General features: G+C 71.7%; 27 protein-coding genes. 13 read left to right on the plus strand and 14 right to left on the minus strand.

The genetic code is table 11. From position 1 onward, the window contains the following. The first annotated feature begins 335 nt into the window (after positions 1-335). Positions 336-1661, plus strand: a complete 1326-nt coding sequence (locus ABNG04_RS02560; RefSeq protein WP_371159779.1) for a 5'-deoxyadenosine deaminase — start codon at positions 336-338, stop codon at positions 1659-1661. Between the two features lie 130 nt (positions 1662-1791). Further along, positions 1792-2883 carry a DUF4382 domain-containing protein gene (locus ABNG04_RS02565; RefSeq protein ID WP_371159781.1) on the plus strand — a complete coding sequence of 364 codons (1092 nt, stop codon included), beginning with the start codon at positions 1792-1794 and terminating at the stop codon, positions 2881-2883. Here ABNG04_RS02565 and ABNG04_RS02570 read toward each other — a convergent pair whose 3' ends face one another. From ABNG04_RS02570 to hemC, 4 genes are all read right to left on the minus strand, one after another. Continuing rightward, the gene (locus ABNG04_RS02570; protein WP_371159783.1) at positions 2884-3285 is read right to left on the minus strand and encodes a hypothetical protein; all 402 of its coding nucleotides are present in this window, start codon (positions 3283-3285) and stop codon (positions 2884-2886) included. 215 nt (positions 3286-3500) lie between these two features. After that, the gene (locus ABNG04_RS02575) at positions 3501-4259 is read right to left on the minus strand and encodes a uroporphyrinogen-III synthase (RefSeq protein ID WP_371159784.1); all 759 of its coding nucleotides are present in this window, start codon (positions 4257-4259) and stop codon (positions 3501-3503) included. Continuing rightward, a complete protein-coding gene (gene cobA / locus ABNG04_RS02580) occupies positions 4256-5158 on the minus strand; it encodes a uroporphyrinogen-III C-methyltransferase (RefSeq protein WP_371159785.1) in 903 nt (300 codons plus the stop codon). Before cobA ends, ABNG04_RS02575 begins: the two co-directional genes overlap by 4 nt. Continuing rightward, positions 5151-6308 carry a hydroxymethylbilane synthase gene (gene hemC / locus ABNG04_RS02585; protein WP_371159787.1) on the minus strand — a complete coding sequence of 386 codons (1158 nt, stop codon included), beginning with the start codon at positions 6306-6308 and terminating at the stop codon, positions 5151-5153. The genes cobA and hemC overlap by 8 nt, the downstream gene beginning before the upstream one ends. 168 nt (positions 6309-6476) lie before the next feature. Between hemC and ABNG04_RS02590 the strand changes: the two genes are divergently transcribed. The 8 genes from ABNG04_RS02590 (at position 6477) to ABNG04_RS02625 (ending at position 13642) form a co-directional block, all read left to right on the plus strand. Further along, complete coding sequence (locus tag ABNG04_RS02590; RefSeq protein WP_371159788.1) at positions 6477-7508, plus strand: beta-ribofuranosylaminobenzene 5'-phosphate synthase family protein; 1032 nt, start codon at positions 6477-6479, stop codon at positions 7506-7508. Between the two features lie 56 nt (positions 7509-7564). After that, the gene (locus ABNG04_RS02595; protein WP_371159790.1) at positions 7565-8401 is read left to right on the plus strand and encodes an RAD55 family ATPase; all 837 of its coding nucleotides are present in this window, start codon (positions 7565-7567) and stop codon (positions 8399-8401) included. A gap of 87 nt (positions 8402-8488) precedes the next feature. Then, positions 8489-9472 (plus strand): hypothetical protein, encoded by a 984-nt coding sequence (locus tag ABNG04_RS02600; RefSeq protein WP_371159792.1) that lies wholly within the window; start codon positions 8489-8491, stop codon positions 9470-9472. Next, a complete protein-coding gene (locus tag ABNG04_RS02605; RefSeq protein ID WP_371159793.1) occupies positions 9469-10068 on the plus strand; it encodes a DUF8135 domain-containing protein in 600 nt (199 codons plus the stop codon). Before ABNG04_RS02600 ends, ABNG04_RS02605 begins: the two co-directional genes overlap by 4 nt. Positions 10069-10159: 91 nt before the next feature. Next, entirely contained in the window at positions 10160-11248 is a 1089-nt protein-coding gene (locus ABNG04_RS02610) for a putative sulfate/molybdate transporter (protein ID WP_371159795.1), read from the plus strand. 75 nt (positions 11249-11323) lie between these two features. Then, a complete protein-coding gene (locus tag ABNG04_RS02615; protein WP_006112701.1) occupies positions 11324-11653 on the plus strand; it encodes a transcription factor S in 330 nt (109 codons plus the stop codon). Between the two features lie 5 nt (positions 11654-11658). After that, on the plus strand, positions 11659-12210 hold the full coding sequence (locus ABNG04_RS02620) for a ferredoxin reductase domain-containing protein (RefSeq protein WP_371159796.1): 552 nt from the start codon (positions 11659-11661) through the stop codon (positions 12208-12210). A gap of 187 nt (positions 12211-12397) precedes the next feature. Further along, positions 12398-13642, plus strand: a complete 1245-nt coding sequence (locus ABNG04_RS02625) for a glycosyltransferase family 2 protein (RefSeq protein WP_371159798.1) — start codon at positions 12398-12400, stop codon at positions 13640-13642. Between the two features lie 69 nt (positions 13643-13711). Here ABNG04_RS02625 and ABNG04_RS02630 read toward each other — a convergent pair whose 3' ends face one another. The 6 genes from ABNG04_RS02630 to ABNG04_RS02655 form a co-directional block, all read right to left on the minus strand. Further along, positions 13712-14359: an alpha/beta hydrolase gene (locus tag ABNG04_RS02630; protein ID WP_371159799.1), complete on the minus strand. Its 648-nt coding sequence runs from the start codon at positions 14357-14359 to the stop codon at positions 13712-13714. A gap of 19 nt (positions 14360-14378) precedes the next feature. Continuing rightward, on the minus strand, positions 14379-14777 hold the full coding sequence (locus ABNG04_RS02635; protein ID WP_371159801.1) for a DUF5778 family protein: 399 nt from the start codon (positions 14775-14777) through the stop codon (positions 14379-14381). A 63-nt stretch (positions 14778-14840) separates the two neighbouring features. Then, entirely contained in the window at positions 14841-15284 is a 444-nt protein-coding gene (locus ABNG04_RS02640; protein WP_371160746.1) for a toxin-antitoxin system TumE family protein, read from the minus strand. Beyond that, a complete protein-coding gene (locus ABNG04_RS02645) occupies positions 15281-15856 on the minus strand; it encodes a DUF7342 family protein (RefSeq protein WP_371159802.1) in 576 nt (191 codons plus the stop codon). Before ABNG04_RS02645 ends, ABNG04_RS02640 begins: the two co-directional genes overlap by 4 nt. 62 nt (positions 15857-15918) lie before the next feature. Beyond that, positions 15919-16896: an HhH-GPD family protein gene (locus tag ABNG04_RS02650; protein ID WP_371159804.1), complete on the minus strand. Its 978-nt coding sequence runs from the start codon at positions 16894-16896 to the stop codon at positions 15919-15921. A 24-nt stretch (positions 16897-16920) separates the two neighbouring features. Beyond that, on the minus strand, positions 16921-17592 hold the full coding sequence (locus ABNG04_RS02655; RefSeq protein ID WP_371159806.1) for a DUF7384 family protein: 672 nt from the start codon (positions 17590-17592) through the stop codon (positions 16921-16923). A 132-nt stretch (positions 17593-17724) separates the two neighbouring features. On the opposite strand from ABNG04_RS02655, the gene ABNG04_RS02660 reads away from it, so the two are divergent. Continuing rightward, complete coding sequence (locus tag ABNG04_RS02660; RefSeq protein ID WP_371159808.1) at positions 17725-18537, plus strand: carbon-nitrogen hydrolase family protein; 813 nt, start codon at positions 17725-17727, stop codon at positions 18535-18537. Between the two features lie 80 nt (positions 18538-18617). Further along, a complete protein-coding gene (dpsA, locus tag ABNG04_RS02665) occupies positions 18618-19166 on the plus strand; it encodes a DNA starvation/stationary phase protection protein DpsA (RefSeq protein ID WP_371159810.1) in 549 nt (182 codons plus the stop codon). Positions 19167-19284: 118 nt separating this feature from the next. Here the strand turns inward: dpsA and ABNG04_RS02670 are convergent, their stop codons facing one another. The 4 genes from ABNG04_RS02670 to ABNG04_RS02685 all read right to left on the minus strand — a co-directional run bounded on the left by ABNG04_RS02670 (position 19285) and on the right by ABNG04_RS02685 (position 21346). Continuing rightward, a complete protein-coding gene (locus tag ABNG04_RS02670; protein WP_371159812.1) occupies positions 19285-19830 on the minus strand; it encodes a DUF1684 domain-containing protein in 546 nt (181 codons plus the stop codon). A gap of 79 nt (positions 19831-19909) precedes the next feature. Then, positions 19910-20611 (minus strand): helix-turn-helix domain-containing protein, encoded by a 702-nt coding sequence (locus tag ABNG04_RS02675; RefSeq protein ID WP_297885387.1) that lies wholly within the window; start codon positions 20609-20611, stop codon positions 19910-19912. A gap of 61 nt (positions 20612-20672) precedes the next feature. Continuing rightward, positions 20673-20951, minus strand: coding sequence for a DUF7521 family protein (locus tag ABNG04_RS02680; RefSeq protein WP_008441606.1), 279 nt, complete (start codon positions 20949-20951; stop codon positions 20673-20675). Beyond that, the gene (locus ABNG04_RS02685) at positions 20948-21346 is read right to left on the minus strand and encodes an ArsR/SmtB family transcription factor (protein WP_006112688.1); all 399 of its coding nucleotides are present in this window, start codon (positions 21344-21346) and stop codon (positions 20948-20950) included. The genes ABNG04_RS02680 and ABNG04_RS02685 overlap by 4 nt, the downstream gene beginning before the upstream one ends. 145 nt (positions 21347-21491) lie before the next feature. Between ABNG04_RS02685 and ABNG04_RS02690 the strand changes: the two genes are divergently transcribed. Continuing rightward, entirely contained in the window at positions 21492-23126 is a 1635-nt protein-coding gene (locus ABNG04_RS02690; RefSeq protein WP_371159815.1) for a potassium channel family protein, read from the plus strand. Positions 23127-23155: the final 29 nt, after the last annotated feature.

Raw genomic sequence — 23155 nt, forward strand, 5'->3', positions numbered from 1 at the left:
CAGCCGCGAGGCGGGCGCACGCTTGCCGCGCTCCTCGATCGTTCGCTTCGCTCACTCCCTGCGGTGCTCGCGTCGCCTACGCCCGCCTCGCGGCTGCTCCTTTGATTCCCACCCCGCCCGCAACCGCACGGCACCTCACACCTCCCCAGCCTCGTCAGTCGCCTCCGCTTCGCTCCGGCGACTGACTCCCTCGCGCGTGCGGTTCTCGGCCTCGCGGCCGCTCACCGGCACGCGCCATCGCGGTCATGGGTTCGTTCAGTGGCCCGGAACGCCGAGAGGACAGGGACCACAGAACGGACAGCCTCTTACCGACTGACCGTCAGGAACGGACGGACATGCTGATCGCCGGAACCGTCGTCGCCGACTCCGAGACCGTCATCCCCGACGGCGCCGTCGTCGTCGAGGGGAACACGATCGCCGCAGTCGGCGACGAGAGCGCCCTGCGGGACCGCTACCCCGACCACGAGCGCCGCGAGTTCGACCTCGTCGCGCCCGGCCTCGTCGGCGGCCACGTCCACTCCGTCCAGTCGCTGGGGCGGGGCATCGCGGACGACGCCGCGCTCCTCGACTGGCTCTTCGACGCCGTGCTGCCGATGGAGGCCGCGATGGACGCCGAGGCGACCCGGGCCGCGGCCGAGTTGGGGTACTTGGAGTGCCTCGAATCGGGGACGACGACCGTCGTCGACCACCTCTCGGTGAACCACGCCGCGGAGGCGTTCGAGGCCGCGATCGAGACGGGGATCCGCGCGCGACTCGGGAAGGTGCTGATGGACCGCGACTCACCGGAGGGGCTCTTAGAGGAGACCGACGCCGCGCTCGCGGAGAGCGAGGCGCTTATTCGGAAGTACCACGGGGCCGCCGGCGGCCGCGTCCGGTACGCGGTCACGCCCCGGTTCGCCGTCACCTGTACCGAGGCCTGCCTGCGCGGCTGCCGCGAGCTGGCCGATCGGTACGACGGCGTGACGATCCACACGCACGCCAGCGAGAACGAGGACGAGATCGAGACGGTCGAGGCCGACACCGGGAAGCGGAACATCCGCTGGCTCGACGAGGTCGGCCTGACGGGCCCGGACGTGACGCTCGCCCACTGCGTCCACACCGACGAACGCGAGCGCGAGGTGCTCGCCGAGACGGACACGGTCGTCACCCACTGCCCCTCCTCGAACATGAAGCTCGCCTCGGGGATCGCCCCGGTCCAGGACTACCTCGACCGCGGGATGGCGGTCGCGCTCGGCAATGACGGCCCGCCGTGTAACAACACGCTCGACTCCTTCACCGAGATGCGGCAGGCGAGCCTTCTCGGGAAGGTCGACGCACGCGACCCGACCCACCTCCCGGCGTCGACCGTGCTGGAGATGGCGACCGAGCACGGCGCTCGCGCCGCCGGCTTCGACCGCCTCGGCGCGCTGCGCGAGGGGCACCGCGCCGACGTGATCGGGATCACGACCGACCTGACGCGCGCGACGCCGCTCCACGACCCCCTCTCGCACCTCGTGTACGCGGCCCACGGCGACGACGTGACCTTCACCATGGTCGACGGAGCGGTCCGCTACGCGGACGGCGAGCACGTCGGGATCGACGCGGCCGCGGTCCGCGAGCGCGCGACGCGTCACGCCGAGCGCGTGGTCGACGCGGCCGGCATCGATACGGTCGAACCGTAGCCCGCCATCGTCGAGAGCGCCTTTCCTGCCGAGAAACCCGTCGATACCCGCTAAAATCGGCTTTATCGGCGCAAATCCGGGCGGAGTATCTGCGGCTTATTCCCGTCCGCGGCCCGTTGATCGACTCACTATGCCGGACCGATCGCGGATGACGGACGACGACGGATCGCAGCGGACAGACGGGGGCCGGTCGGCCGACGGGGCCACCGGCGGCCTCGGCCGACGGAAGTTCGTGGCCCTCGGCGCCGGCGCGAGCGCGACGCTGCTCGCCGGCTGCGCCGGTGGGGGATCGCTCCCGTCGTCCGGGGACTCGGAGGGCTCCGACGGCTCGGACGGCGGCTCGGGAACGACTACCGGGGCCTTCCGGCTCCTCATCAGCGACGCCCCGGCCGACATCGGCGACTTCGACCGGCTGGACGTCACCCTCGACCGGGCCCGCGTGTTCGAGGACGGAGCCGACGAAGACGGGGAAGAAAACGAGGAAGAGGACGACGACACCGGTGAGAACGCCACCGAGACCGGCGGTGACGACGGGTCTCCCAACGGCACGGCGGACGACGAGGACGACGTGGAGGGGGAGGAGAGCGAAGGCGACGAGGAAGACACCGAAGCAGACGACGATGAGGAAGATACTGAAGAGGAAGACGAGAAAGAAGACGCTGAAGAGGAAGACGACGCGGACGGCGAGGAGGACCGCGGCTTCCGGGTCATCGACCTCGACGGCGCGACCGTCGACCTCACGCAGGTGATCGACGAGGACGCGATCGCCGTCTTCGACGGCGAGCTCCCGGCCGGGAGCTACGAGAAGATCGAACTGGAGGTCTCCGCCGTCGAGGGGATCGTCGACAGCGGCGAGGTCGACGTGAAGCTCCCGAGCGAGAAGCTCCAGATCACGAACGGGTTCGAGGTCACCGCAGACGAGCCGGTCAGCTTCGTCTTCGACATCAACGTAGTCAAGCGCGGCAAGAACAACGGCTACATCCTCAAACCCGTGATCTCGGGCAGCGGGGTCGCGGGCCGCGACGTCGAGGTCAACGAGATCGACGAAGACGAAGACGAGGACGGGGACGACGACGCCGAAGAGGCGGATGAAGACGGTGCGGAGGGCGACGACGGCGAGGAGAGCGACGACGAGGAGACGACAGACGACTCCGACGACGGTGACAGCACCGCTGGGAACGAGACGGACGACGCGGAGAACGGGACCAAGACCGGAAGCTAACTACGAGGAGGGCCCGAGCGACGACGCGGTCGCGGACGGGCTCCTCGCCCACTCCATCGCGGCGGCGTCGTCGTTGAACGCCTCGGTGTCGACCCCCTCGACGTCGATGGTCCGCCGGAGGTACCGGCGCTTCGACCGCTGCCCGACGACGGCGAACCGGTCGACGCCGCGGGCGACCGCGATCTGCGCAGACTCGCGGAGCGCCCGGCGCCCGGCGTCGGAGCACGGTCGGCTCGTCCGCACGACGATCACGACGGCGTCTATCACGTCGGGGTCGGTCGCGTTCCGCCAGCGATCGAGGAGCGCCTCGCCGTCTGCGGGGCTCAGTCCAGTCCCGTGTGGGAACTCGACGACGAGGACGTTGTCCTCAACCCGCAGCAGCCAGCGCTCGCTCGGTTCCATGACACATTCTCTCGTGTCCCGAGTAATAAATCACCCCACCCGAATATCCAGTCTGATATTTTGCGGCCGCGGTCGGATGGCGACGCTCGGAGCCGTCGCGTCAGCACCGGTGGGTCCGGAGTGACGACGCCGTCCCCGCCAGGATCCGTTATCAGGAAACAGATTCGAACCGGACGCGGCGACCCGTTTCGAAGCGCGTCGACGAACCGGACCGCTCAGTGCTCCCGATCGGTGGCCGCGTCGAGCGCGTCGACGACGGCTGTCGCCAGCGCCTCGAACGACGCCTCGTCGGGGACGACGTCGACGTCGACGCCGTGGTCCGCGGCCGTCTCCGCGGTCGGCGGGCCGATGACGCCGACGACCGCGTCCGCGAGTCCGGCGCGCGCCGCCTCCTCGACGCCGCGGTCGGCGGCCGCCGCGAGGAAGTTCTCGACGGTCAGCGAGGAGGTGAACGCGGCCGCGTCGAGGTCGCCCGCGGCGGCCAGCTCCGCGGCGTCGCCCGCGCCGGTCGGCCGCGTGAGCCGGTACAGCACGGTCTCGGTCACCTCGGCGCCCGCGTCGCGGAGCCCGTCGAGCAGCACGTCGCTGCCGTGATCGGAGCGGGCGACCGTCACGCGCTCGTTCGCCGCCCGGGACCGGAGCGCCGCGACGAGACCCGCGGAAGTGTACTCTTCCGGGACGACGTCGACTGTCCACCCCGCCTCGCGGGCGGCCGCCGCGGTCGCCGGGCCGATGGCGGCGAGATCGGCGTCTCTTGGGTCCCACCCCGCCTCGGCCGCCAGCTCCACGCCGGTCTTGCTCGTGAACACGACGAGCGGCGCGGCGGCGGGAACGGCTCCCGTCGGGTCGACCTCGAGCATCGGGTCGGCGACCGGCTCCGCGCCGAGCGACCGGAGCAGTTCGCCGGCCGTCTCGATCCGCTCGTCGCCTGGCCGGAAGACGGCCACGCGCGGCCCGCCCGCCGCGCCGCTCACGTCCCGTCACCCCCGTCCGGGGCGTCGCCGTCCGCCCCGGACCCGTCGCCCTCGCTCGCCGACCGGACCGGCGCGGAGCCGGCGTTCTCGAGGAGAGTCACGACGCGGTCGCGGGTCGCCGCCACGTCGCCGATCACGGTGATCGCAGGCGGTTCGATCCCCGCCTCGTCGCGGACGTCGACGATGGTGTCGAGCGTCCCGGTCGCGACACGCATGTCGGGCCAGGTGGCGCGCTCGACGAGCGCGACCGGCGTGTCGCCGCCGAGGCCCGCGTCGCGGAGCTCGGCGGTGTACGCCGGCAGCTTCCCGACGCCCATCAGCACGACGATGGTGCCGCCGGTGTCGGCGAGCGCCTCCCAGTCGACCGCGGACTCGTCTTTCGTTGGGTCCTCGTGGCCCGTGACGAACGAGACCGAGGAGGTGTGGTCGCGGTGGGTGACCGGGATCCCGGCCACGGCAGGCCCGGCGATGGCCGAGGTGACGCCCGGAACGACCTCGAACGGGATCCCCGCCTCGGCGAGGTGCTCGGCCTCCTCGCCGCCGCGGCCGAAGACGAACGGGTCGCCGCCCTTCAGCCGGACGACGCGGTTCCCCTCGCGGGCCAGTTCCACCATGCGCCGGTTTGTGTACTCCTGCGGCGTCCACTCGCCGCCGGCGCGCTTGCCGACATCCTCGCGCTTCTCGGGCGGGATCTCGCCGAGGATCTCCGGGCCCGGGAGCTTGTCGTGGAGGACCACGTCGGCCGACTCGATCAGGCGCTTCGCTTTCACCGTGAGGAGATCCGGGTCGCCCGGCCCCGAGCCGACGAGAAAGACGGTCCCGGTACCGTCGCCACGCCGGCGGGTCGGCGGCTCGTCTCCGCCCGTCTCCGGGCCCGTCCCGACGCCGTCGTCACTCATCGGCCTCCTCGCGGGCCACTGCGATCAGGTCGTCCGCGCCGCGGTCGGCAAGGTCCGCGGCGAACTCGGCGGCGGCCGTCGCGTGCGACCGGATCGGGAGGTCGCGGGTGTCGGCCACCTCCTCGGTGCCGTCGGTCGAGAGGACCCGCGCCCGGACGTGGACGTGCTCCCCCTGAACCATCGCGGAGACGCCGATCGGCGCGACGCAGCCCCCGTTGAGCTCGCCGAGGACCGTCCGCTCGACCGTGACCGCGACGCGGGTCCGCGGGTGGTCGACCGCGTCGCGGACCGCCTTGACCACGTCCGGGTCGCTCGCGGTGACCGCGATGGCACCCTGTCCCGCCGCGGGAACGAACTCCTCGCGCGGGAGCCGCGTCGTCTCCACCTCGTAGAAGAGGTTCGAGCGGCGGAGCCCCGCCTCCGCGAGCACGATCGCGTCGTACTCCGTCTCGACCTTGCGTTCCATCGCGTCGCGCTCGAGGTCGGACAGCGAGTCGAACCACTCCTCGACGGTCCGCTCGAAGTCGGCCTCGACCTCCTCGTCGCCATCGCCGTCGTCCTCGCCGTCAGCCGCGTCGTCGGCGCTCTCGCCGTCGCCCTCCGCGTCGTCCGGGGCGAGCGCATCCCCCTCGCCGGCGGCGATCAGGCGGCGCTCGTGTTCGGCCTGGAGGCCGGGCGCGAGCAGCTTCTCCAGCCGCGTGTCGACGTTGCCGCGGATCGGCTCGACGGTGAGGTCCGGGCGGGCCGCCCGGATCTGCGCGCCGCGGCGGAGCGACCCGGTTCCGACGACGGCACCGGCCGGGAGCTCCTCGATGCCGAGGCCGTCCGGCTGGACGACCACGTCGCCGGAGGGCGCGCGTTCGGGGACGCCGGCGACGACGAGATCCGCCATCTCCTCGGTGGGGAGGTCCTTCAGCGAGTGGACGGCGAGGTCGGCGTCCCCGGCGAGCACCTCCTCGTCCAAGGCGCGCACGAACGCCCCCGTCTTCCCGAGGCGGTGGATCAGTTCGTCGGGGATCTGGTCGCCGCGCGTCTCCACCTGCCGGAGTTCGACGTCGCGGCGTCGGCTCGACAGCGCCTCGCGGACGGTCTTGGCCTGCCGGAGGGCCAGGTCCGACCCGCGGGTCGCGAGCCTGAGCGTTTCGGTCATACCCGGACCGAGGTCCCCCGCGTTCAAAAGCGCACCAGTTCGGGCGCCGCGGCAACCGCGGCCGACCGCGACTCTCCGGGCCGCGCTGGCGGGAGCGACGCGCCGTCCGAGGCAACTCCCGCCACCGTCACGGGCCCTTTATTGGTCGCCCCCAAACTCGGAGGCGAGATGGTACGCGCGAGCGCCGGGGCGCGGCTCCACTTCGGCTTCTGTAACCTCAGCCTCTCGCACGAGCGCCTGTACGGCGCGCTCGGCGTCGGGCTCGACAGCCCCCGGGTCGTCGTCGACGCCGAGCGCGCCGCCGGGGTGCGCGTGACGGTCGAGGAGGGGGCAGAGGCGTCGTCGGAGTCGGCCGACTCGTTCCCGAGCGTGCGCGCCGACGTCCGCGAGTACGCGACGGCGGCGGTCGACCTCCTCGGGGTCGACGGCGCCCGGGTCGCGGTCCGCGAGTCGCTCCCGCGTCACGCCGGGCTCGGCAGTGGGACGCAGCTGGCGGCGGCGACGCTCGCGGCGGTCGCGGCCGCCCACGACCTACCCGCCAGGGTGCGCGAGCGCGCCCCTGCCCTCGGCCGCGGCGGGCGTTCCGGCGTCGGCGTCGCGACGTTCGAGGCGGGCGGCTTCGTCCTCGACGCCGGTCACCCGACCGCGCGCTTCACTACAGACCGCCCCGCGGACGGCGCGTGGACCGTGCCGCCGGTGGCCGCGCGCCACGCCGTCCCAGACGACTGGCGCTTCCTGCTCGTCGCGCCCGACGCGGCCGCCGGCCGCAACGGTGACGCCGAGGACGACGCCATGCGGACCGCGGTCGAGCGCGCGGAGCCGGGGCTCGCCGACCGCATCGGCGGCATCGTCACCCGGCGCGCTCTCCCCGCGGTCGCGACGGGGGACGCGGAGGCGTTCGGCGCCGCGGTCGCGGAGATCGGCCGACTCAACGGCGCGTGGTACACCGACGAGCAGGGCGGGGTGTACCGGCCGCCGGTGGGGGAGATCGTCGACTCCCTGTCGGGGGCCGCGCCGGTGTTCGGGGCCGGGCAGTCCTCGTGGGGACCGACCGTCTACGGCGTCACTGACGCGACGCACGCGGGCGCGGCGCGCGACGCCGGGCGACGCGCGCTCGACGTGGCCGGCGTCGGCGGCGAGGTGACCGTCGTCCGGGCGGCCGACGGGGGCGCGCGAGTCGACGCGGGCGCGGACAAGTGAGGGCGGCACGGGCCGGGAGAGGTAACACTAAGCCCCGGGGCGACGGGGCGTAAGCCATGTCCAGTCTTCCGTTCGGGGTCGCGCGCCTCGACTCGATCCTCGGCGGCGGCGCGCCGCCCGGCAGCGTCGTGTTGCTCGCGGGCGAGGCGGGCGCGGGCGCTCGGGAGTTCGGCTACACCAGCGCGGCGATGAACGCGCTCGCGCGGGCGGACGAGAAGCTGTTCGATCTCTACTACGGTGACGTAGACGCTGACGCCGCGCTGCCCGACTCGGTCCACTACATCTCCTTCACCGCCGACACCGAGGCGATCACCCGGGAGATGGGGTTCACGATGGCCGACGAGATCGTCGACGCCGCGGTCGAGGAGATCTCCTTCCGGGACCTCTCGCCGGAGTACTTCCAGCTGTCGCCGGTGCCGCGCGACTGGTACGAGACGGAGACTGCCTCGATCACCGAGCTCGGCGACCGGGGCGAGTACGAGGACGTCCTCACCGCGTTCGGCGACTACCTCTCCGAGCACGGGCAGGGGAGCCTCGTCTGTATCGACTCCGTCACCGACCTCGTCTCCATGGTCTCCGACGATACCGACTGGAGCGACGTCGCCATGGTGATGAAGGGATTGAAGAAGGCCGCCTACGAGTGGGGCGCCCTCGTCCTCGTGCTGGTGAACACGGATTCGATAAGCGACCGCGAGTTCGGCACGCTGATGGACGCCGCCGGCGGCACCCTCCAGTTCTCCTGGGAGAGCGGCGGTTCGCAGCGCGCCCGGACGATGTTCGTCCGCGAGTTCCGCGGCGTGCTCTCGCGGCTGGAGGCGGAGAACATCGTCCGCTTCGAGACCGAGATCCACGAGGGCGGGTTCGACATCAGCGACGTGCGCAAGATCCGGTAGCGCGCGCCGAGTATCGATACGGAGAACGCCGCGGCAGGTTACTTAACCCTCGCCGCTCAATGTCAGGTAGATGACGGAGGACCCGCGATGAGTGACCTCAACCCGGCGGCCGCCCTCGACGACGCCGCCGCGGAGGCCGGCGTGAGCCGCGAGGAGTTCCTCAAGCGCGCGCTCGCCGCGCTCGCGGAGTCCGAAGAGATCGACGTCCCCGACGCCGAGGAGCTAGCGGCGGTCGAGGCGCGCCTCGACGATCTCGATGCGGAGCTAGACGAGAAGATCGCCGACCTCCGCGAGCGGTTCATCGACCTCTACCGGGAGGTGGAGGCGCTCGACGAAGCGGCGGGAGACGCCGACGACGCGGAGAGCGCGTCCGCGTCGCGGCTCGATGACTTCGCCGCCGAACTGGAGCAGACCGCGTCGCGGCTCGACCGCCTCGACGCGGCCGTTGCCGACGCGCCCTCGTCGGACCGGGTCGCCGACCTCGACGAGCGGCTGACCGCTCTCGACGGCCGCCTCGACGAGCTAGACGCCGTCCGCGACCGGCTAGCCGCCTTCGACGAGCGGATCGACGATTTCGACGGCCGCTTCGACGACGTCGACGAACGAGTCGAGGGCGTCGACGACCGGCTCGCCGCGGTCGAGTCCGACCTCGAAGATGTCTCGGCGGACGATCTGACCGAGATCGACGACAAGCTCTCGCGGGTCGCGAACGCCGTCGTCAGGGTCAGACGGCGGCTCGACGCGGCCGAGCGCGACCGCGCCGACCGCGAGCGCTTGGACGCCCTGACGCGGACGGCGAACCGACACGGCGTGCGCAGCGCCGACTGCGACCACTGCGGCGGCGGCGTCGAACTCGGGCTGCTGTCGGCCCCGGAGTGCCCCCACTGCGGGCGGCGGTTCGAGGACATCGAGCCTAACACGGGCTTTCTCGGCACGTCCAGGCTCCTCGTTGGCGACCGCCCGGCCATCGACGGCGATGTCGCGGACGGCGCGGACGGCGACCGCGCAGAAGGGACCCGATCGCCGGACCGGACCGTGAGCGACGGCGGGGCCAGCGGGGAGGAGCGATGAGCGGCGACGACGGGTCCTTCGACGACGAACCCACGGACGGCGACCCCTTTGACGACGACCCGAGCGACGGCGCCGAAGACCCCTTCGCGGCGCTGGGCGAGGGCGTCGACGAGGACGCGGGAGCGACGGAGGCGGACGGTTCCGTCGGGGACGCCGAGGCGTCGTCTGCGGACCCGGAACCGGCCGCGCCGGCCGACGACCCGTTCGCCGAGCTGGACGCCGACGCGACCGGCGCGACGGCCGAGGGGGACCCCTTCGAGTCGATGGGGACCGGCGAGGTCGGCGACGAGGACGTCTGGGAGGCGCTCGACGAGGGGACGGCGGTCGGTCCCGACTCGTCGGCGTCGGCGTTCGACCCCGAGGCCGGTGGCGGGCTCGACGACGCGGCGGGGCGGTCGATCGGTCAATCGACCGACAACGAGCAGGTGATCGACAAGCGGAGCTACTGCCAGCAGTGCCCGCACTTCTCGTCGCCCCCGGAGACGGCGTGTTCCCACGAGGGGACCGCGATCGTCGAGTCGGTCGACTTCTCTCGGTTCCGCGTCCGCAACTGCCCGATGGTCGACGCCGAGGGGCCCGCCTTCGACCGAGAGTAACCGGAATCAACCGCGCGACCCCGCCCGTGTGCCCCTCCGTCGTTTCTGAACGCGTTCAAGTGCGAGCGGCCGGTACGACGCACGTCACGCGATGGAGCCCGTCTCAGGCGAGCGTCGGTCGGTCGACTTCCGAGCGGGTGCGCTCACCGGCGCGATAGGGGATTCGATTACGGTCGTCCCCCTCGTCGTCGCGCTGGCGCTGCTGACGGAGGTGTCGCTGCCGCACGCGCTTGCCGCCTTCGGCGCGTTCCAGATCGTCTGGGGGGTCCGGTACGGGCTCCCGGTGTCCGTCGAGCCGATGAAGGCGCTGGCCGCGCTCGCCATCGCCGGCGCACTCACGTACGCCGAGCTCGCGCTCGCCGGGGTGATCCTCGGTGGCCTCCTCCTCGCGATCGGCCTCTCCGGGACGCTCGCGTCCGTCGAGCGCTGGATCGGCGAGCCCGTCATCCGCGGGGTCCAGTTCGCGGTGGGGCTCGTCCTCCTCGAGACGGGCGTCGGCCTCGCGGTCGACGACCCGGCGCTCGCGCTCGTCGGGGTCGGTATCGCCGGCGCGTTCGCGCTCGCGGGGCGGGGGAAGGCGAGCGCGCTGGCCGTGGCGGTCGTCGGCGTCGCGACCGCGGTCGTCGTCGCGGGCGTGCCGACGCCGCGGCTGCCCGGCGCGCCGCCGACGCTCTCGCTCGGCGCCGCCGTGACGCGCGCCACCCTCGACGGCGTGGTCGCGCAGCTGGCGATGACCATCGGCAACGCCGCGCTGGCGACCTCACTCCTCTTCTCCGATCTGCTGGACGCCGAGGTCACGCCCGACGAGCTGTCGACGAGCATGGGCGTGACGAACCTGATCGCGGTGCCGCTCGGCGGGATTCCCATGTGTCACGGCTGTGACGGCGTGGCCGGCAAGTACGCGTTCGGCGCGCGGACCGGCGGCGCGAACGTCGTCCTCGGCGTCGGCTATCTCGCCGCCGCGCTCTTCGCCACGCCCGCGCTAATCGCGGCGTTCCCGCTGGCGATGCTCGGCGCGCTCCTCGCCGTCGTCGCAGTCTCGCTCGCGCGCAACGTCACTCACTCGGGGAACCGCGCGCTCTCGGTCGGGATCGGGCTCCTCGCGCTGGCGACGAACCTCGGCGTCGCGTTCCTCGCCGGGATCGCGGTCCACCTCGCGTGGGAGCGGCTCGGCGCGTGAGGCTCCGGCGGGCGCGACCCGACCCGGTCCGCACCCATCGGACCTAAACCGCCCGACGCCCTCCTGTCCACGTACATGCAGTTCTGTGACGACTGCGGCTCGATGATGGTCTCTCGCGACGGGGAGATGGTGTGTCAGAACGACGACTGCGGCGCGACGACGGAGCGCGACGAGGCGCTCGCCGCCGAGTTCGAGTCGACGACGGAGCAGACCGGCGACGAGGTGATCGAGACGGAGGAGGGCGCGAACTTCGAGGGGAAGCCGACCGCGACCGACGTGGTCTGCGACGAGTGCGGCCACGGCGAGGCGTGGTACACGATCAAGCAGACCGGGGCCGCCGACGAGCCCCCGACCCGCTTCTTCAAGTGTAAGGAGTGCGGCCGCCGCTGGCGGGGGTACAACTGACCGCGATGCCGCGGGGAGGCCCACGGACTCGGTTCGTCCGCGCGCTCGCCGCGCTCGCGGTCGTCGTTCCGCTCGCCCTCCTCGTCGGCCGCACGATCGGCTTCTGGCGCGTGCGGCTCGCGGTCGGCAAGCTCCTCGCGGTGCTGCCCGACGACGGCGCGCCCGACCACGTTCAGGTGCTGCCGCCGCCGCCGGACGAGTACGCCGGGACCCTGCCGACGACCCCCGCGGAGACTCGCGCGCGACTCCCCGAGAAGGGCTTCTCGGAGCTGATCCGGGCCTACTTCCACGCCTACGACCGCGACGGCGAGACGGTCCACGAGGTTGGGAGCTTCGTCCACCGCCCCGAGGGACTCACCGGCGACTGGCAGGTCCACGTCCGCCTGTTCCCCGCGCCGGACGGTTCCACCGAGGTGTGGGCCCACTGGGAGCGGAACCCGTACGTGGCCCCGCTGGCGCACCTCCGAATGGAGGGGTACGACCCCGCCCGCGGCCAGCGGGTGGCGGCCGAACTGATCGACGACCTCCGGTGCGCGCGCGGCGACGGTGGGGTGTGAGCGGGCACGGACCGGCCGTTCTTACTCCTCGTTTGTGTGTCTCGAACTAACACACACAACGGCGTCGCAGTCTACCTATTTGTTCGAGTTAGTCGGATTCAACGCCGTGAACTCGGCCCAAACACGACCGAATTCCGCTGTAGCGTTTGGACCGTTCATACGGCTCGGGGCAGGAGGTGGAGCCACGATGAACACCGAACGCATCGCACTGGTCGCGGTGACGCTGGCGCTCGTCGTCGGCGGGCTCGCGACGCTGTTCGCACCGGCCGTCGTCTCCGGCCCGGGTGGCGCTCCCGGGCAGGCGGCAGTCACCACCGCCGTCGCCGACGGCGGCCTCGGGTCGCTGCTCGGCGTCGCGCTGTGGGGCGTGACGCTCCTCTTCGGCGCGACCGCGCTGATCTGGTTCGTGCTCACTGGCGTCGTGGGCGCGGGCTACGAGTCGCCGCCGAACGAGTACGGCCTCGACGAGATCCAGGTCCGCATCATGACCGTCGACGCCGCCGAGGTCGTCCAGGACACTGTTGACTCCCTGCCGGAGGGGCTCGACGACGTCCACGTGATCGCGGAGTCGCCCATCGACGTGCGCGGGGCAACGGTCCACGCAGTCCCGGACGACTTCACGTGTGACGCGGTCCGGAAGGGCCGCGCGCAGGAGTGGGCGCGGCGGTCGCTCGACTGCGGGAAGGAGTTCGTCCTCTACCTCGACGAGGACAGCGTCGTCGAGTCGCTCGACGGGCTCCCGGACGCCGACATCGTCCAGCTCCGCGAGAAGCCCCGGCGCACGGGATCGAACCTCAGCTACCTGGCCGACATGTACCGGATGGGCGTCCAGATCGAGCAGCGCGCCTTCGCGCGCCTCTCGATTCCCCTGTTCGCGTGGGGCGGCGGCATCGCGGTCCGTAGCTCGGTGGAAGACGAGACCACGTGGGACCGCGAGACGCTCGTCGAGGACACCGCCTTCGTCTGGGCGGCCTTCCGGGAGCTGGACGTGACGTTCACGCTGTCGGACGCGGTCTGTCGGAACGAAGCGCCCCCGTCGCTGTACGAGATCCTCCAGCAGCGCCGCCGCTGGGCGGCCGGGAACGTCCGGGCCTCGACGATGTTCCCGTTCCGCTACGAGCTGCTGACCAGGGTGCGCAACTACGCGTGGGCGCTCTCGCCGATCGTGACCCTGATCGTCGTCCCGCTGTCGCTGTTGAGCGTGACGATCGCGTACAGCGGGCTGTTCTTCGTCGCGTCGATGGGACTGGCGGTGTGTACGCTCGGCTGGTTCCTGCTCGGCGTCGGCTACTACGGCGACGACCACCACCGGTGGGCGCTCGCCGTCCCGCTGGCCCCCGTCATCACCGTCATCCACTCGATGGGAACGGTCGCCGGCATCCTCAAGCCGCCCGAGACGTTCCGGGTGACGACGAAGGTCGGCAGCGAGTAGACTGGATCGAGCGCGGTGACTCGTCACTCCCCCTATCTCTGCGTCCTCGTGCCGATTCCCCGCTATTCACTACTGGTCGCGGAGCCGCGACCCGAGAAACGCCGCGACCGACTCGCCGACCTTCCCGCTCCGGCCGACGAAGAAGTGGTCCGACTCGAACGCGACTGTCTCGACGCCCAGTTCTTCGGCGCGCTCGACCACGGGCTCCCACTCCGCTGTCGAGTCCCGCGTCCCGTACAGCACGCGGGTGGGCACGCCGCGCTCGGCGAGGTCATCGAGCGCGGCGACCGCGTCGACGTCTGGGTTCAGCCGGGCGGTCGGTGCGAGCGCGCAGACGCCGCCGAGCGACGGCCGGGAGGCGGCCGCGACGAGCGCGACCGTGCCGCCGAACGAGAAGCCGAACAGCCCGACGCGGTCGTAGCGCTCTCGCGCCCAGCCGACGGCCGCGTCCGCGTCCGTGGTCTCGCCGTACCCCTCGTCCCAGTCGCCGTAGTCGAACCGGAGGCAGTCGACGCCGCGGTCGGTCAGGGCGTCGCTCGTGGCAAGCAGGCGCTCGTCGCCGCGGTGACCGCGCTGCCGGGGATGCGGCGGACAGGCGACGACGACTGATTCGGCGCGTGCGGCCCCGCCCGACTCGCCGTCGTCGCGGTCGCTCGCGGCGGTGTCGAGGGTGGCGCGCACGTCGCGGCCGCCGGGGATTAGGACGGTGTCGCTCACGGGCGGGGAGCGGTCTCGATCAGGGGACCTGCGTCACGCGGTCGACGCCGTCGAGGTCGGCGAGGTCGGCCGCGAGCGCCTCTTGATCGACGTTCGCCTCGTAGTAGAACACGATGTCGAACGTGCCGTCGCGGAGCAGCTGCTGGCACTCCCAGACGAACGCCTCGTCGTCGAGCGTCAGCCCCTGGAACTGGTTCGACGAGAAGTCCGTATCGTCGTTGCCCGCCTCGATGTACGTCTCGCCTTTGCCCGCGTGGTCGGCGATGACCTCGTTGGCGGCGACCGTCAGCTCGTGCATCTCCAGATCCTCTTCGCCTTCGAGATTCGTGTGGACGATACAGCCCAGTAGCTCGATGTCGCCGGGCTCTAAGAGGGCTTTCGCGCGGGTGTACAAGTCCGAATCGACGGTCTCGCTCATACCTCTCTCTTCCGGCTCGCGTTATAAACGGGTGACGGTTCCCGGGGCGGACCGGCCGGATCGCTACCGCTCCCAGAACGCCCGTTGCCGGGCCTCGACCTCCGAGAGCACCGCCGACAAGACGTCTCGCCAGTCTGCCGGGTGTGACGCGTCGTCGCCGGGCGTCGGCGCGTCCGGACCCGGATGAACGTGGTCGCGCGCGTTGTGGTCGGAAGGGTGTCTGTCCCACCGATGGTCGAACTCCCCGGCCTCGTGGTCCTCGTGGTAGTGTATCGAGAAGTCCCCGTTCTCGAACCAGACGATCTCCAGTCGAGCGCCGCGGACTCGACCCGGGTAGAGCCGGTCCTCGTAAACGCAGACCAACCGGTCTGGCGCGACGGCCGGTTCCTCGTCGATCCGACTAAACCGGCCGCTGCCCCCGAGCCGCTCGCGAATCGTGCTGAGTCGGTCGAAATCGACTGGCGCACCGCTCGGCGACCCGGGCTCGTCTCCCGCCCCGCCGCTTATACTGCGAATCGTCGATCTGCGGCGTCTCCGGACTCGGCCGCGAGCGCCCGCTCGAGCAGTGCCACCCGCCGGCGGGCCGTCTGCCACGCGGTGAGCCGCTCCCAGACGTCCTCGACGGACCGGTCGGTCTCCTCGGCGCGGGCCGTGATCGCCACGTCGGTCGGGTCGTCCGCGTCGAACTCCCCACGCAGCGCCGCGACGCGCTCGGACGCCTCCTCCAGCAGGCCGAGGAGCTCTTCGGGCCCGTACTCCCGGCGGAGTCGCTGGACGCGCCGCCAGTCGAAGTACGATTGATTCCGTTCGTAGGTGGCTGGCGAGTCCGTCGCCTTCGTCACCACTCCCATGCGCTCGAACCACGCCAAGTACTCCCGGGCGGCGTCGACGCCGTGCCCCGCGAGGTCGGCGACATCGCTCGCCGTCGCCGGTGAGTCGAGCGCGAGGACGGCGTCGAGGAAGTCGTCTCGCGTCCGGTCGGCGCAGACCGCCTCTTCCGGCGGCACCAACCCCTCGAAGTCGGGGGCGCTCGCGCGCTTCGCCTCGCTCGCTTTCAGTTCGTCACTGGGGTCGTCCATACGCCGTCCTTCGATAAGAAGCGGAATAAAACTTTCTTACACGGAATACTCCGGTAAAGCGCCTATCGGAGTCGGACAACCGTCCGATCGCTCCGCGCTTCGCGTCGGACTAGTCCGTCGTCGGCGAGGTCGTCGACGAGCCCGCGGAGCCACTCGCGGCCGTGTTCGCCGTCGGGCGCGTAGTCGACGCGGATCCGGTGGCCGAGGGCGTCCAGCTCCATCTCGTCGTGCTCGCCGAGGAGCCGGACGATCCGCCCGCGGAACTGCCGGCGGCTCCCCTCGAAGCTCGGCTGTTCGGGCACGTCGGGCGCAGTGAAATCGCCCGTCTGGTAGGCGTGACACCACTCGCGCCACGGACAGCCCGCCTCGTCGCAGCGGGGCTTCTTGCCGCAGGCGACGCCGCCCAGCTCCATGATCGCGTTGTTCCAGACGCGGGATTCGCCGGGCGGCATGAGCCGGGAGGCGACCCGCTCGAACGCGTCGTCGTCGTCCGGCACGTCGAACGCGCGGTACAGCACCCGCTTCACGTTGGTGTCGACGACGGCGTCGCCGGTATTGAACGCGAACGACGCCACCGCGTTGGCGGTGTACGGCCCGACGCCCATCAGCTCGCTCAGTTCGTCCGGCTCCGTCGGGAACGTCCCGCCGTACTCGGACTCGACCTGTCCGGCCGCCTCGTGGAGGTACTTCGCGCGGTTGTTGTACCCGAGCGAGTGGTCCGACCAGAAGGCGACCACGTCGGCGCGATCGGCGCCGGCGAGGGCCGCCGCGGTCGGCCACTCGTCGAGGAAGTCCTCCCAGGCCGAGACGACACGGTCGAGCTGGGTCTGCTGGCTCATCACCTCGCTGACGAGGATCTCGTAGGGGTCCTCGGTGCGCCGCCACGGGAACTCGCGGTGGTCCGCCTCGTACCAGTCGACGAGCGCGTCGCGAACCGCGTCGCGGTCGGCCGGGAGCTCCGGCGCGCCCTCGACGCGGTCGTCCTCGCTGCCGTCGCTCTCGCCCCCGGCGCGGTCGCCCGCGCCGTCCGAATCGGTCATATCTCCGGTCCGGTCGGCGGCGGTTTATCGGTGCTGGTCCCCGTCGGCGCGGACCGAGGCCATCGTCCGCGGGTCGCGGTCGGGGCCGGGGTACTCCCCGCCGACCGCGTCCGGGTACAGCTTCGCCGGGTCGAACACGGTCGCGAACGCCCGCGGTTCCCGGACGCTGACGGGCAGGCGGTCGCGGAGCCCGGCGGCCGCCCGCGGCCCGGTCAGCGAGGCGTCGAGGCTCACCACCTGCATCGCCCCGCCGCGGTAGGCGGACGCCAGCGCGGGGTGATCGCCGGCGGGCTGCGCGACCGACTCGCGCCAGGACTCGGCCGTGGCGCGCCAGTCGGCCGCCAGGTCCGGGTCCGCGAGCGACGCGATCACCGCCTCGGCGTCGGCGAGGAGCGGGTCGCTGGCGACGAGCGTCGTCCACGCGTGCGACCGGAGCGCGTCGAGCGCCTCGCGGGCGTCGCCGCCGACGAGGAGGTCGGCCGCGAGCGCGTCGGCGCCGGCGACGACCCGGGCCGGACTGGGGTCGAGTGGATCGGCGACCGCGTTCTCGTCGCGGGCGGAGTCGCCGTCTCTCCCAGGACCGTCATCGTCTCCGTCCGCCGTCGAGCGCACGCCGTCGAGCGCGCGTCGTACGTCCGTCTCGTCGGGGTCGCCGTCGAGCGCGGCCGCGCGCTCGAATAGGTCGGCGAATGACATACGTGCCGGTCGGTGCCCCGCGGGTATCGTCCTTGCGGCCGGCGCGCGGACGCTCGCCGCTCCCGATCGCGTCTGGCCCGGGCCGAACGGCGGAGCCCGGACGTTATTATCCGCCCCGCCGAAGCCCGTGGCGTGAGCGACCGACCCCGCGAGAACCCGACCGTCGCGGTCCCGCAGATCCCCGTCGACGACCTTGACGTCGACGCGAACTTCGATCGGATCCGCCGTCGGGCGGCCGACCTGCCGGCGACTGTCGACCTCGTCGCGTTCCCCGAGTACGCGCTCACGGGGTTCGCGGCCGACGAACGGCTCCGGGAGGCCGCCCTGCTCCGAGACGCGGCGCGCGAACGGCTCGAATCCGTCGCCGAGGCCGCCGGCGCGGCCGTGGTCACGGGGTACGCCGAGCGCGACGGCGACGCCGTGTACAACGCGACTGCGTACGTCCCGCCGCCCGGCGGGTCCTCGGCGGACGGCGTCGGAGCGTTCTCGGTGTACCGCAAGCGCCACCTCTGGGACGAGGAGGCGGAGTGGGTCGAGCCCGGCGGCGACCGCGTGGTCGTCGAGACGCCCGCCGGGCCGACCGGACTGTTGACCTGCTACGACCTCAACTTCGTCGCGGAGAGCGCGTGGTTCGCGGAGCGCGCGGTCGACGCCCTCGTCGTCGTCGGCGCGTGGCCCGCCGCCCACGTCGCGAACTGGCGGCTCCTCGTCCGGGCGCGGGCGCTCGACGGCGTCAGGTGGACCGTCGGTGCGGGCCGCACCGGGACTGCGGGCGGCGAGCGCCCGGCGGACGAGGCGACCTACGCCGGCAACTCCCTCGTGGCGCGTCCGGACGGGCGCGTCGCCGTCGAGCTCGACCGGGACCCGGCGACGCTGACGGCGACGCTCGACCGCGACACCCTCGCCGCACAGCGGGAGCTCGTCGGCGCCGTCGACGACGTGTAGAAAATAATTTTTGGAATTCTGAAAGAGTAGTTCACTCAGTAGCAACTATTAAGTAGATAGCGCGCGTATGTATGATTGAAATGAGCACCCAGAAGCAGGCCCGTCAACGGTACGGCGACGTTCACGAGAGCGAAGCGCTCCGCGTCCCCGAGGAGAAGGCCGAACAGCTCGTCGACGCGCTCAACAGCGACCTCGCGGCGACGTACGTCCTCTACCACCAGGTGAAGAAGCACCACTGGCTCGTCGAGGGTGCGGAGTTCCTCGGCATCCACGAGTACCTCGGCGAGGTCGCGGCGGACCTCGAAGAGGGCGCTGACGTCCTCGCGGAGCGCGCGCAGGCGCTCGGCGGCGTGCCGCTCTCGGGCGGCGCGAACTACGAGGAGCACGCGCCGGTGACCCCCGAGGACGCCGACGCCTACGACATCCGGACGTCGCTGGAGCACGACCTCGAGATGTTCGGCGACATCACCGAGCAGCTCCGTGAGCACATCCAGCTCGCCAACAACCTCGGCGACTACAACACCGAAGAGCAGCTCCGCGACATCCTCGAAGACGTCGAGGAACACGGCCACCACCTCGAGCACTACCTCGAAGACGACACGCTCGTCACGAGCGAGACGCTCGAGTAGACCGGCCACGGCGGACTGCTTCCGGCACGTCCCGACGTCCGATTCTCCGACTTTTTTCGCCGCCGAGCGGCAGCGCCGTCGACCGCGTCACGGACTGTACTTCCGATCGCGTCGCCGATCAGTCGAGGTCCGGGGCCCGCTCGCCCGCGGGGACGACGATCTCCAGCCAGTTCTCCTCCGGCGGCAGCGGACAGGAGAACGTCTCGCTGTACGCGCAAAATGGACTGTACGCGAGGTTGAAATCGATCGTGACCGCGTCCCCGTCGTCGAGGTCCCGCTCGGGGGCCAGCTCCATGTACCGCCCCTGGTGGTACGTCTGCTGGCCGGTCGTCTTGTCGCGGAAGGGGACGAAGATGGCCCCGTCGTCGCCCTCCTGTCGGTAGCCCGCGAGCGTGTGCTCCGCTCCGTCGATCTCGAACGCGAACGTGACGATCCGGAGGTATCGCACCGGGTTGCTCGCGGTCGTCTCCATCTCGACCGGGTCCGGGTCGTCGTGCACGGTGACGGTCGCCTCGACGCGGTAGTCCGGGTCCGGCGGGAAGTAGTCCAGCCCGTCGAAGTCGTCGCGGTGCTCCGGGGGGATCGGGGACTGCGGGTGGTCGTCGAAGAACTCGTCCTTCTCTCGGCGGTTCGCGCGGAGCCGCTCGGCGTAATCCTCGCTCATGGGCGGCCCGACGAGCGCCGGCGGTTTCAGGCTCGCGGTTCCGGTGCCGGGATTGCCCGGATGAGCCGCCGCGCGGCCGTCACAGCGCCTGGAGGTCCGCGAGGCAGTCGTCAAGGTCGCGGTTCGACGTCGCCAGCGACACGCCGTCGACGCGCGCGAGGTCGGCGGCGTGGTCCCAGAGGTCGCCGTCCTCGATCCCGTGGAGCACGACCGCGTTCGGCGTCGGGCTCACGACGCGCAGGGCGACGAGCGGCGACTCGCCGCGTGTCACCCGGGTGAACACGAGCGCGCGGTTCGTCGACTGGCCGTACAGCCGGTAGAACTCCTCGCTGGAGAGCCGCGTGATCGCCTGGATCGAGTCGATGACAGTGTGGCCGTTCACGTGGTCGTGGTCGCCGCGGACGACCTCGGTCGCGCCCATCGCCTCGTAGAACTCCGACAGGGGGACCGCCGTGGAGTACTCGCGGAGGTCGTGGACGATGTCGCTCTCGAACCCGGCCGAGAGCACCCGCGCGTGCTGGCGGAGGCGACCGCCGCCGCGGCGCTCGTCGATGTCGAGCAGCCCCTCGACGGTCCGGCGGACGACGCCGATCCCGGGGCTCTCGCGGCGGCCGCTCTCGTAGTCGGAGATGACCGACGAGGAGACGCCGAGCTGGTCGGCCAGCTCCGTCTGCGAGACGTCGAAGTCGGTCCGCCACTTCCGGAGGGTCGCCCCCGGGTCGTCGCTCAGCGTTATCTCGCCGGCGATCCGGCGGGAGAGCTCCTCGCGTGCGTCGCTCATGGGGTGAACGGACGGCCGAGCGCCGCAAAAGGGTACCGTTCGTCGCGCGTCGAACCCGCGCTCACTCCAGGTACAGCGAGTAGACGATGACGGCGAACCCGACCGCCGTGAGGAGCCCGTCGATGGCGATGCCGACCGCGAGGTCCGCGCCGATGATCTGGTGGGAGACCCCGCCCAACAGCGCGCCGACGGTGACGATGCCGAAGCCGACGCCGAGCTCGCGCAGCGACCGGTCGCCGGTCCGGTCGTACGCGCGGAGCGCGTAGTAGGTGATGCTGCCACCGAGTACCAGGATGGCGGTCTTTGCGGCGATGATAGTCAGGTCGATGTAGGGGTTCATGTTTCCTCTCGTAGCTCAGACCACAGGTCGGCCAGTCGCTCGTCTCGGGTCCGCTCGGGCCGAGAGAACTCCACGTCGAACTCGCGACCGTCCCCGTCACCCTCCGCGCCCTCGTCGACGGAGACGGTGACGGCGTCGAACGACACCGAGTACCGCGTCGTGTGCTGCCCGTCCCGGCGGATGTCGGTCGACTCCGCCAGCAGGGAGGCGTCGGTGAGCTTCTCCAGCTTCCGGTAGGTCGTCGACAGGGGGATGTCGCACTCCTCGGAGAGCTCGCTCGCGGTCTTCGGCTCGGTGAGCGCCGCGACGATCCGACGGGCCGCGTCGTCGGCCAGCGCGTCGAGCACCTCGTCGACCGACGGCGGCTCCGGGTCTCGCGACGGGTCCCGCACCATGGGTGGAGGTTCGGCCCGCGGAACTTAAACCATCAAACTTCGGTCCGGGGCGGGCGAGGCGACCGACCGCCGGACGCCGGCGCGATCCACGCGCCGGCCGTGCGAGACCACCCGTTTTTGTGCGGCCGCGTCGTATCGCGGATCGATGGATACGTGGAAGCGGCGAGTCGTGTACTACGCGGTGTTCCTCGGCGTCATGCTCACGTTCACCGCCGTCGCGTACCGCCGAGGCATGCGCGTGTACGAGGGCGACGCGATCACCCTGATCGAGTCGTTCCGGTTCGCGGTCGAGATGTTCTCGACCACCGGGTTCGGCGGCGACTCGCCGTGGCAGAGCCAGGAGATGAACGCGTTCATCGCCGTGATGGACCTCGTCGGGATGGCGCTGCTCATCGGGGCACTCCCCGTCGTCGCGACGCCACTGCTCGAGTCCGCGTTCTCGACAACCGTCCCTCGGTCGCTTGAGTCGGACGTGACGGGACACGTCGTGGTCGCCTCCGACACCACGCGCTCCGACGCGCTCTTAGACGAGTTCGAGTCGGAGGAGGTTCCCTACGTAGTCGTCGAACCCGACCCCGACCGCGCGCTGGCGCTGTACGAGGCGGGCCACGTGGTGGTCCGGGCCGACCCGGAGACGACGGACGGCCTCGAGAGCGCCCGCCTCAGCGACGCCCGCGCCCTCGTCACCGACGTCTCCGACCGGGTCGACGCGAGCATCGTCCTCGCCGCGAAGGAGCTCTCGACCGACGTCCGCGCGATAAGCGTCGTCGAGGACCCGACCCGCGAGCGGTACCACCGCCTCGCCGGCGCGGACGAGGTGCTCTCCCCGCGGTCGCTGCTCGGCGAGAGCCTCGCCTCGAAGGTGACGACGGCGGTGCGGACCGACCTCGACGAGGCGGTCGCCATCGGCGACTCGCTGCGGATCGCGGAGGTGTCGATCCACCACGGGAGCGGCCTCGCCGGGTCGACGCTCGCCGGGAGCCGGATCGGCGAACGGACCGGCGTCGACGTGATCGGCGCGTGGTTCAACGGGTCGTTCGAGGCGGCGCCGGCGCCGGACGCGACGCTCTCGGCCGGGACGGTCCTCCTCGTCTCGGGGACGGAGGGACAGGTGGAGCGGCTCGTCGACCTGACCAACTCGGCGGCCCGCCGGTTCGGCGCGGGCGAGACGGTCGTCATCGGTCACGGGCAGGTCGGCAAGACGGTCGCGAACGCGCTCGAAGGGGCGGACCTCCCGGTGACCGTCGTCGACCGCGATGACGGGCCGGCGATCGACGTGGTCGGCGACGCGACCGAGCCGGAGACGCTGCGGACCGCCGGCGTCGCGGACGCGCGGACCGTCGTCCTCGCGCTCCCCGACGACACGACGGCCGAGTTCGCGACGCTCGTGGTCCGGGACCTCGCACCGAACGTGGAGCTCCTCGCGCGCGTCGCGGACCCCGAGAGCGTGCCGAAGATGCACCGGGCCGGGGCCGACTACGTGCTCTCCCTCTCGACGGTGACCAGTCGGATGTCGGCGTCGGCCGTGCTCACGGACCGGGACGTGATCTCGCTTGACACGCACGTCGAGGTCGTCAGGACCGAGGCTCCGACGCTGGTCGGGCGCACGGTCGGCGAGGCGGCCGTCCGCGGGCGGACCGGCTGTACCGTCATCGCGATCGAGCGCGGCGAGGACCTCGTCACCGATGTCGGCCAGGAGACGCGGATCGAACGCGGCGACGAACTCGTCGTCGCGGGCACCGACGACGGCGTCCGCGCCTTCGAGCGCGCGTTCGCCTGAGCCGGCTCGCGGCGCTGATCCCGCTCGCA

The organism is Halorubrum miltondacostae, assembly GCF_041379815.1.
Lineage (GTDB): Archaea > Halobacteriota > Halobacteria > Halobacteriales > Haloferacaceae > Halorubrum > Halorubrum miltondacostae.

Coding starts and splice junctions, on each gene's coding strand:
- ABNG04_RS02635 (WP_371159801.1), bottom strand. CDS start 14,777: ATGAGCGAGACCGTCGATTCGGACTTGTACACCCGCGCGAAAGCCCTC.
- ABNG04_RS02685 (WP_006112688.1), bottom strand. CDS start 21,346: ATGGTGCGGGACCCGTCGCGAGACCCGGAGCCGCCGTCGGTCGACGAG.
- ABNG04_RS02560 (WP_371159779.1), top strand. CDS start 336: ATGCTGATCGCCGGAACCGTCGTCGCCGACTCCGAGACCGTCATCCCC.
- ABNG04_RS02625 (WP_371159798.1), top strand. CDS start 12,398: ATGAACACCGAACGCATCGCACTGGTCGCGGTGACGCTGGCGCTCGTC.
- ABNG04_RS02620 (WP_371159796.1), top strand. CDS start 11,659: ATGCCGCGGGGAGGCCCACGGACTCGGTTCGTCCGCGCGCTCGCCGCG.
- ABNG04_RS02650 (WP_371159804.1), bottom strand. CDS start 16,896: ATGACCGATTCGGACGGCGCGGGCGACCGCGCCGGGGGCGAGAGCGAC.
- ABNG04_RS02645 (WP_371159802.1), bottom strand. CDS start 15,856: ATGGACGACCCCAGTGACGAACTGAAAGCGAGCGAGGCGAAGCGCGCG.
- ABNG04_RS02675 (WP_297885387.1), bottom strand. CDS start 20,611: ATGAGCGACGCACGCGAGGAGCTCTCCCGCCGGATCGCCGGCGAGATA.
- ABNG04_RS02655 (WP_371159806.1), bottom strand. CDS start 17,592: ATGTCATTCGCCGACCTATTCGAGCGCGCGGCCGCGCTCGACGGCGAC.
- ABNG04_RS02690 (WP_371159815.1), top strand. CDS start 21,492: ATGGATACGTGGAAGCGGCGAGTCGTGTACTACGCGGTGTTCCTCGGC.
- dpsA (WP_371159810.1), top strand. CDS start 18,618: ATGAGCACCCAGAAGCAGGCCCGTCAACGGTACGGCGACGTTCACGAG.
- cobA (WP_371159785.1), bottom strand. CDS start 5,158: ATGAGTGACGACGGCGTCGGGACGGGCCCGGAGACGGGCGGAGACGAG.
- hemC (WP_371159787.1), bottom strand. CDS start 6,308: ATGACCGAAACGCTCAGGCTCGCGACCCGCGGGTCGGACCTGGCCCTC.
- ABNG04_RS02670 (WP_371159812.1), bottom strand. CDS start 19,830: ATGAGCGAGGATTACGCCGAGCGGCTCCGCGCGAACCGCCGAGAGAAG.
- ABNG04_RS02570 (WP_371159783.1), bottom strand. CDS start 3,285: ATGGAACCGAGCGAGCGCTGGCTGCTGCGGGTTGAGGACAACGTCCTC.
- ABNG04_RS02610 (WP_371159795.1), top strand. CDS start 10,160: ATGGAGCCCGTCTCAGGCGAGCGTCGGTCGGTCGACTTCCGAGCGGGT.
- ABNG04_RS02595 (WP_371159790.1), top strand. CDS start 7,565: ATGTCCAGTCTTCCGTTCGGGGTCGCGCGCCTCGACTCGATCCTCGGC.
- ABNG04_RS02615 (WP_006112701.1), top strand. CDS start 11,324: ATGCAGTTCTGTGACGACTGCGGCTCGATGATGGTCTCTCGCGACGGG.
- ABNG04_RS02590 (WP_371159788.1), top strand. CDS start 6,477: ATGGTACGCGCGAGCGCCGGGGCGCGGCTCCACTTCGGCTTCTGTAAC.
- ABNG04_RS02600 (WP_371159792.1), top strand. CDS start 8,489: ATGAGTGACCTCAACCCGGCGGCCGCCCTCGACGACGCCGCCGCGGAG.
- ABNG04_RS02605 (WP_371159793.1), top strand. CDS start 9,469: ATGAGCGGCGACGACGGGTCCTTCGACGACGAACCCACGGACGGCGAC.
- ABNG04_RS02565 (WP_371159781.1), top strand. CDS start 1,792: ATGCCGGACCGATCGCGGATGACGGACGACGACGGATCGCAGCGGACA.
- ABNG04_RS02680 (WP_008441606.1), bottom strand. CDS start 20,951: ATGAACCCCTACATCGACCTGACTATCATCGCCGCAAAGACCGCCATC.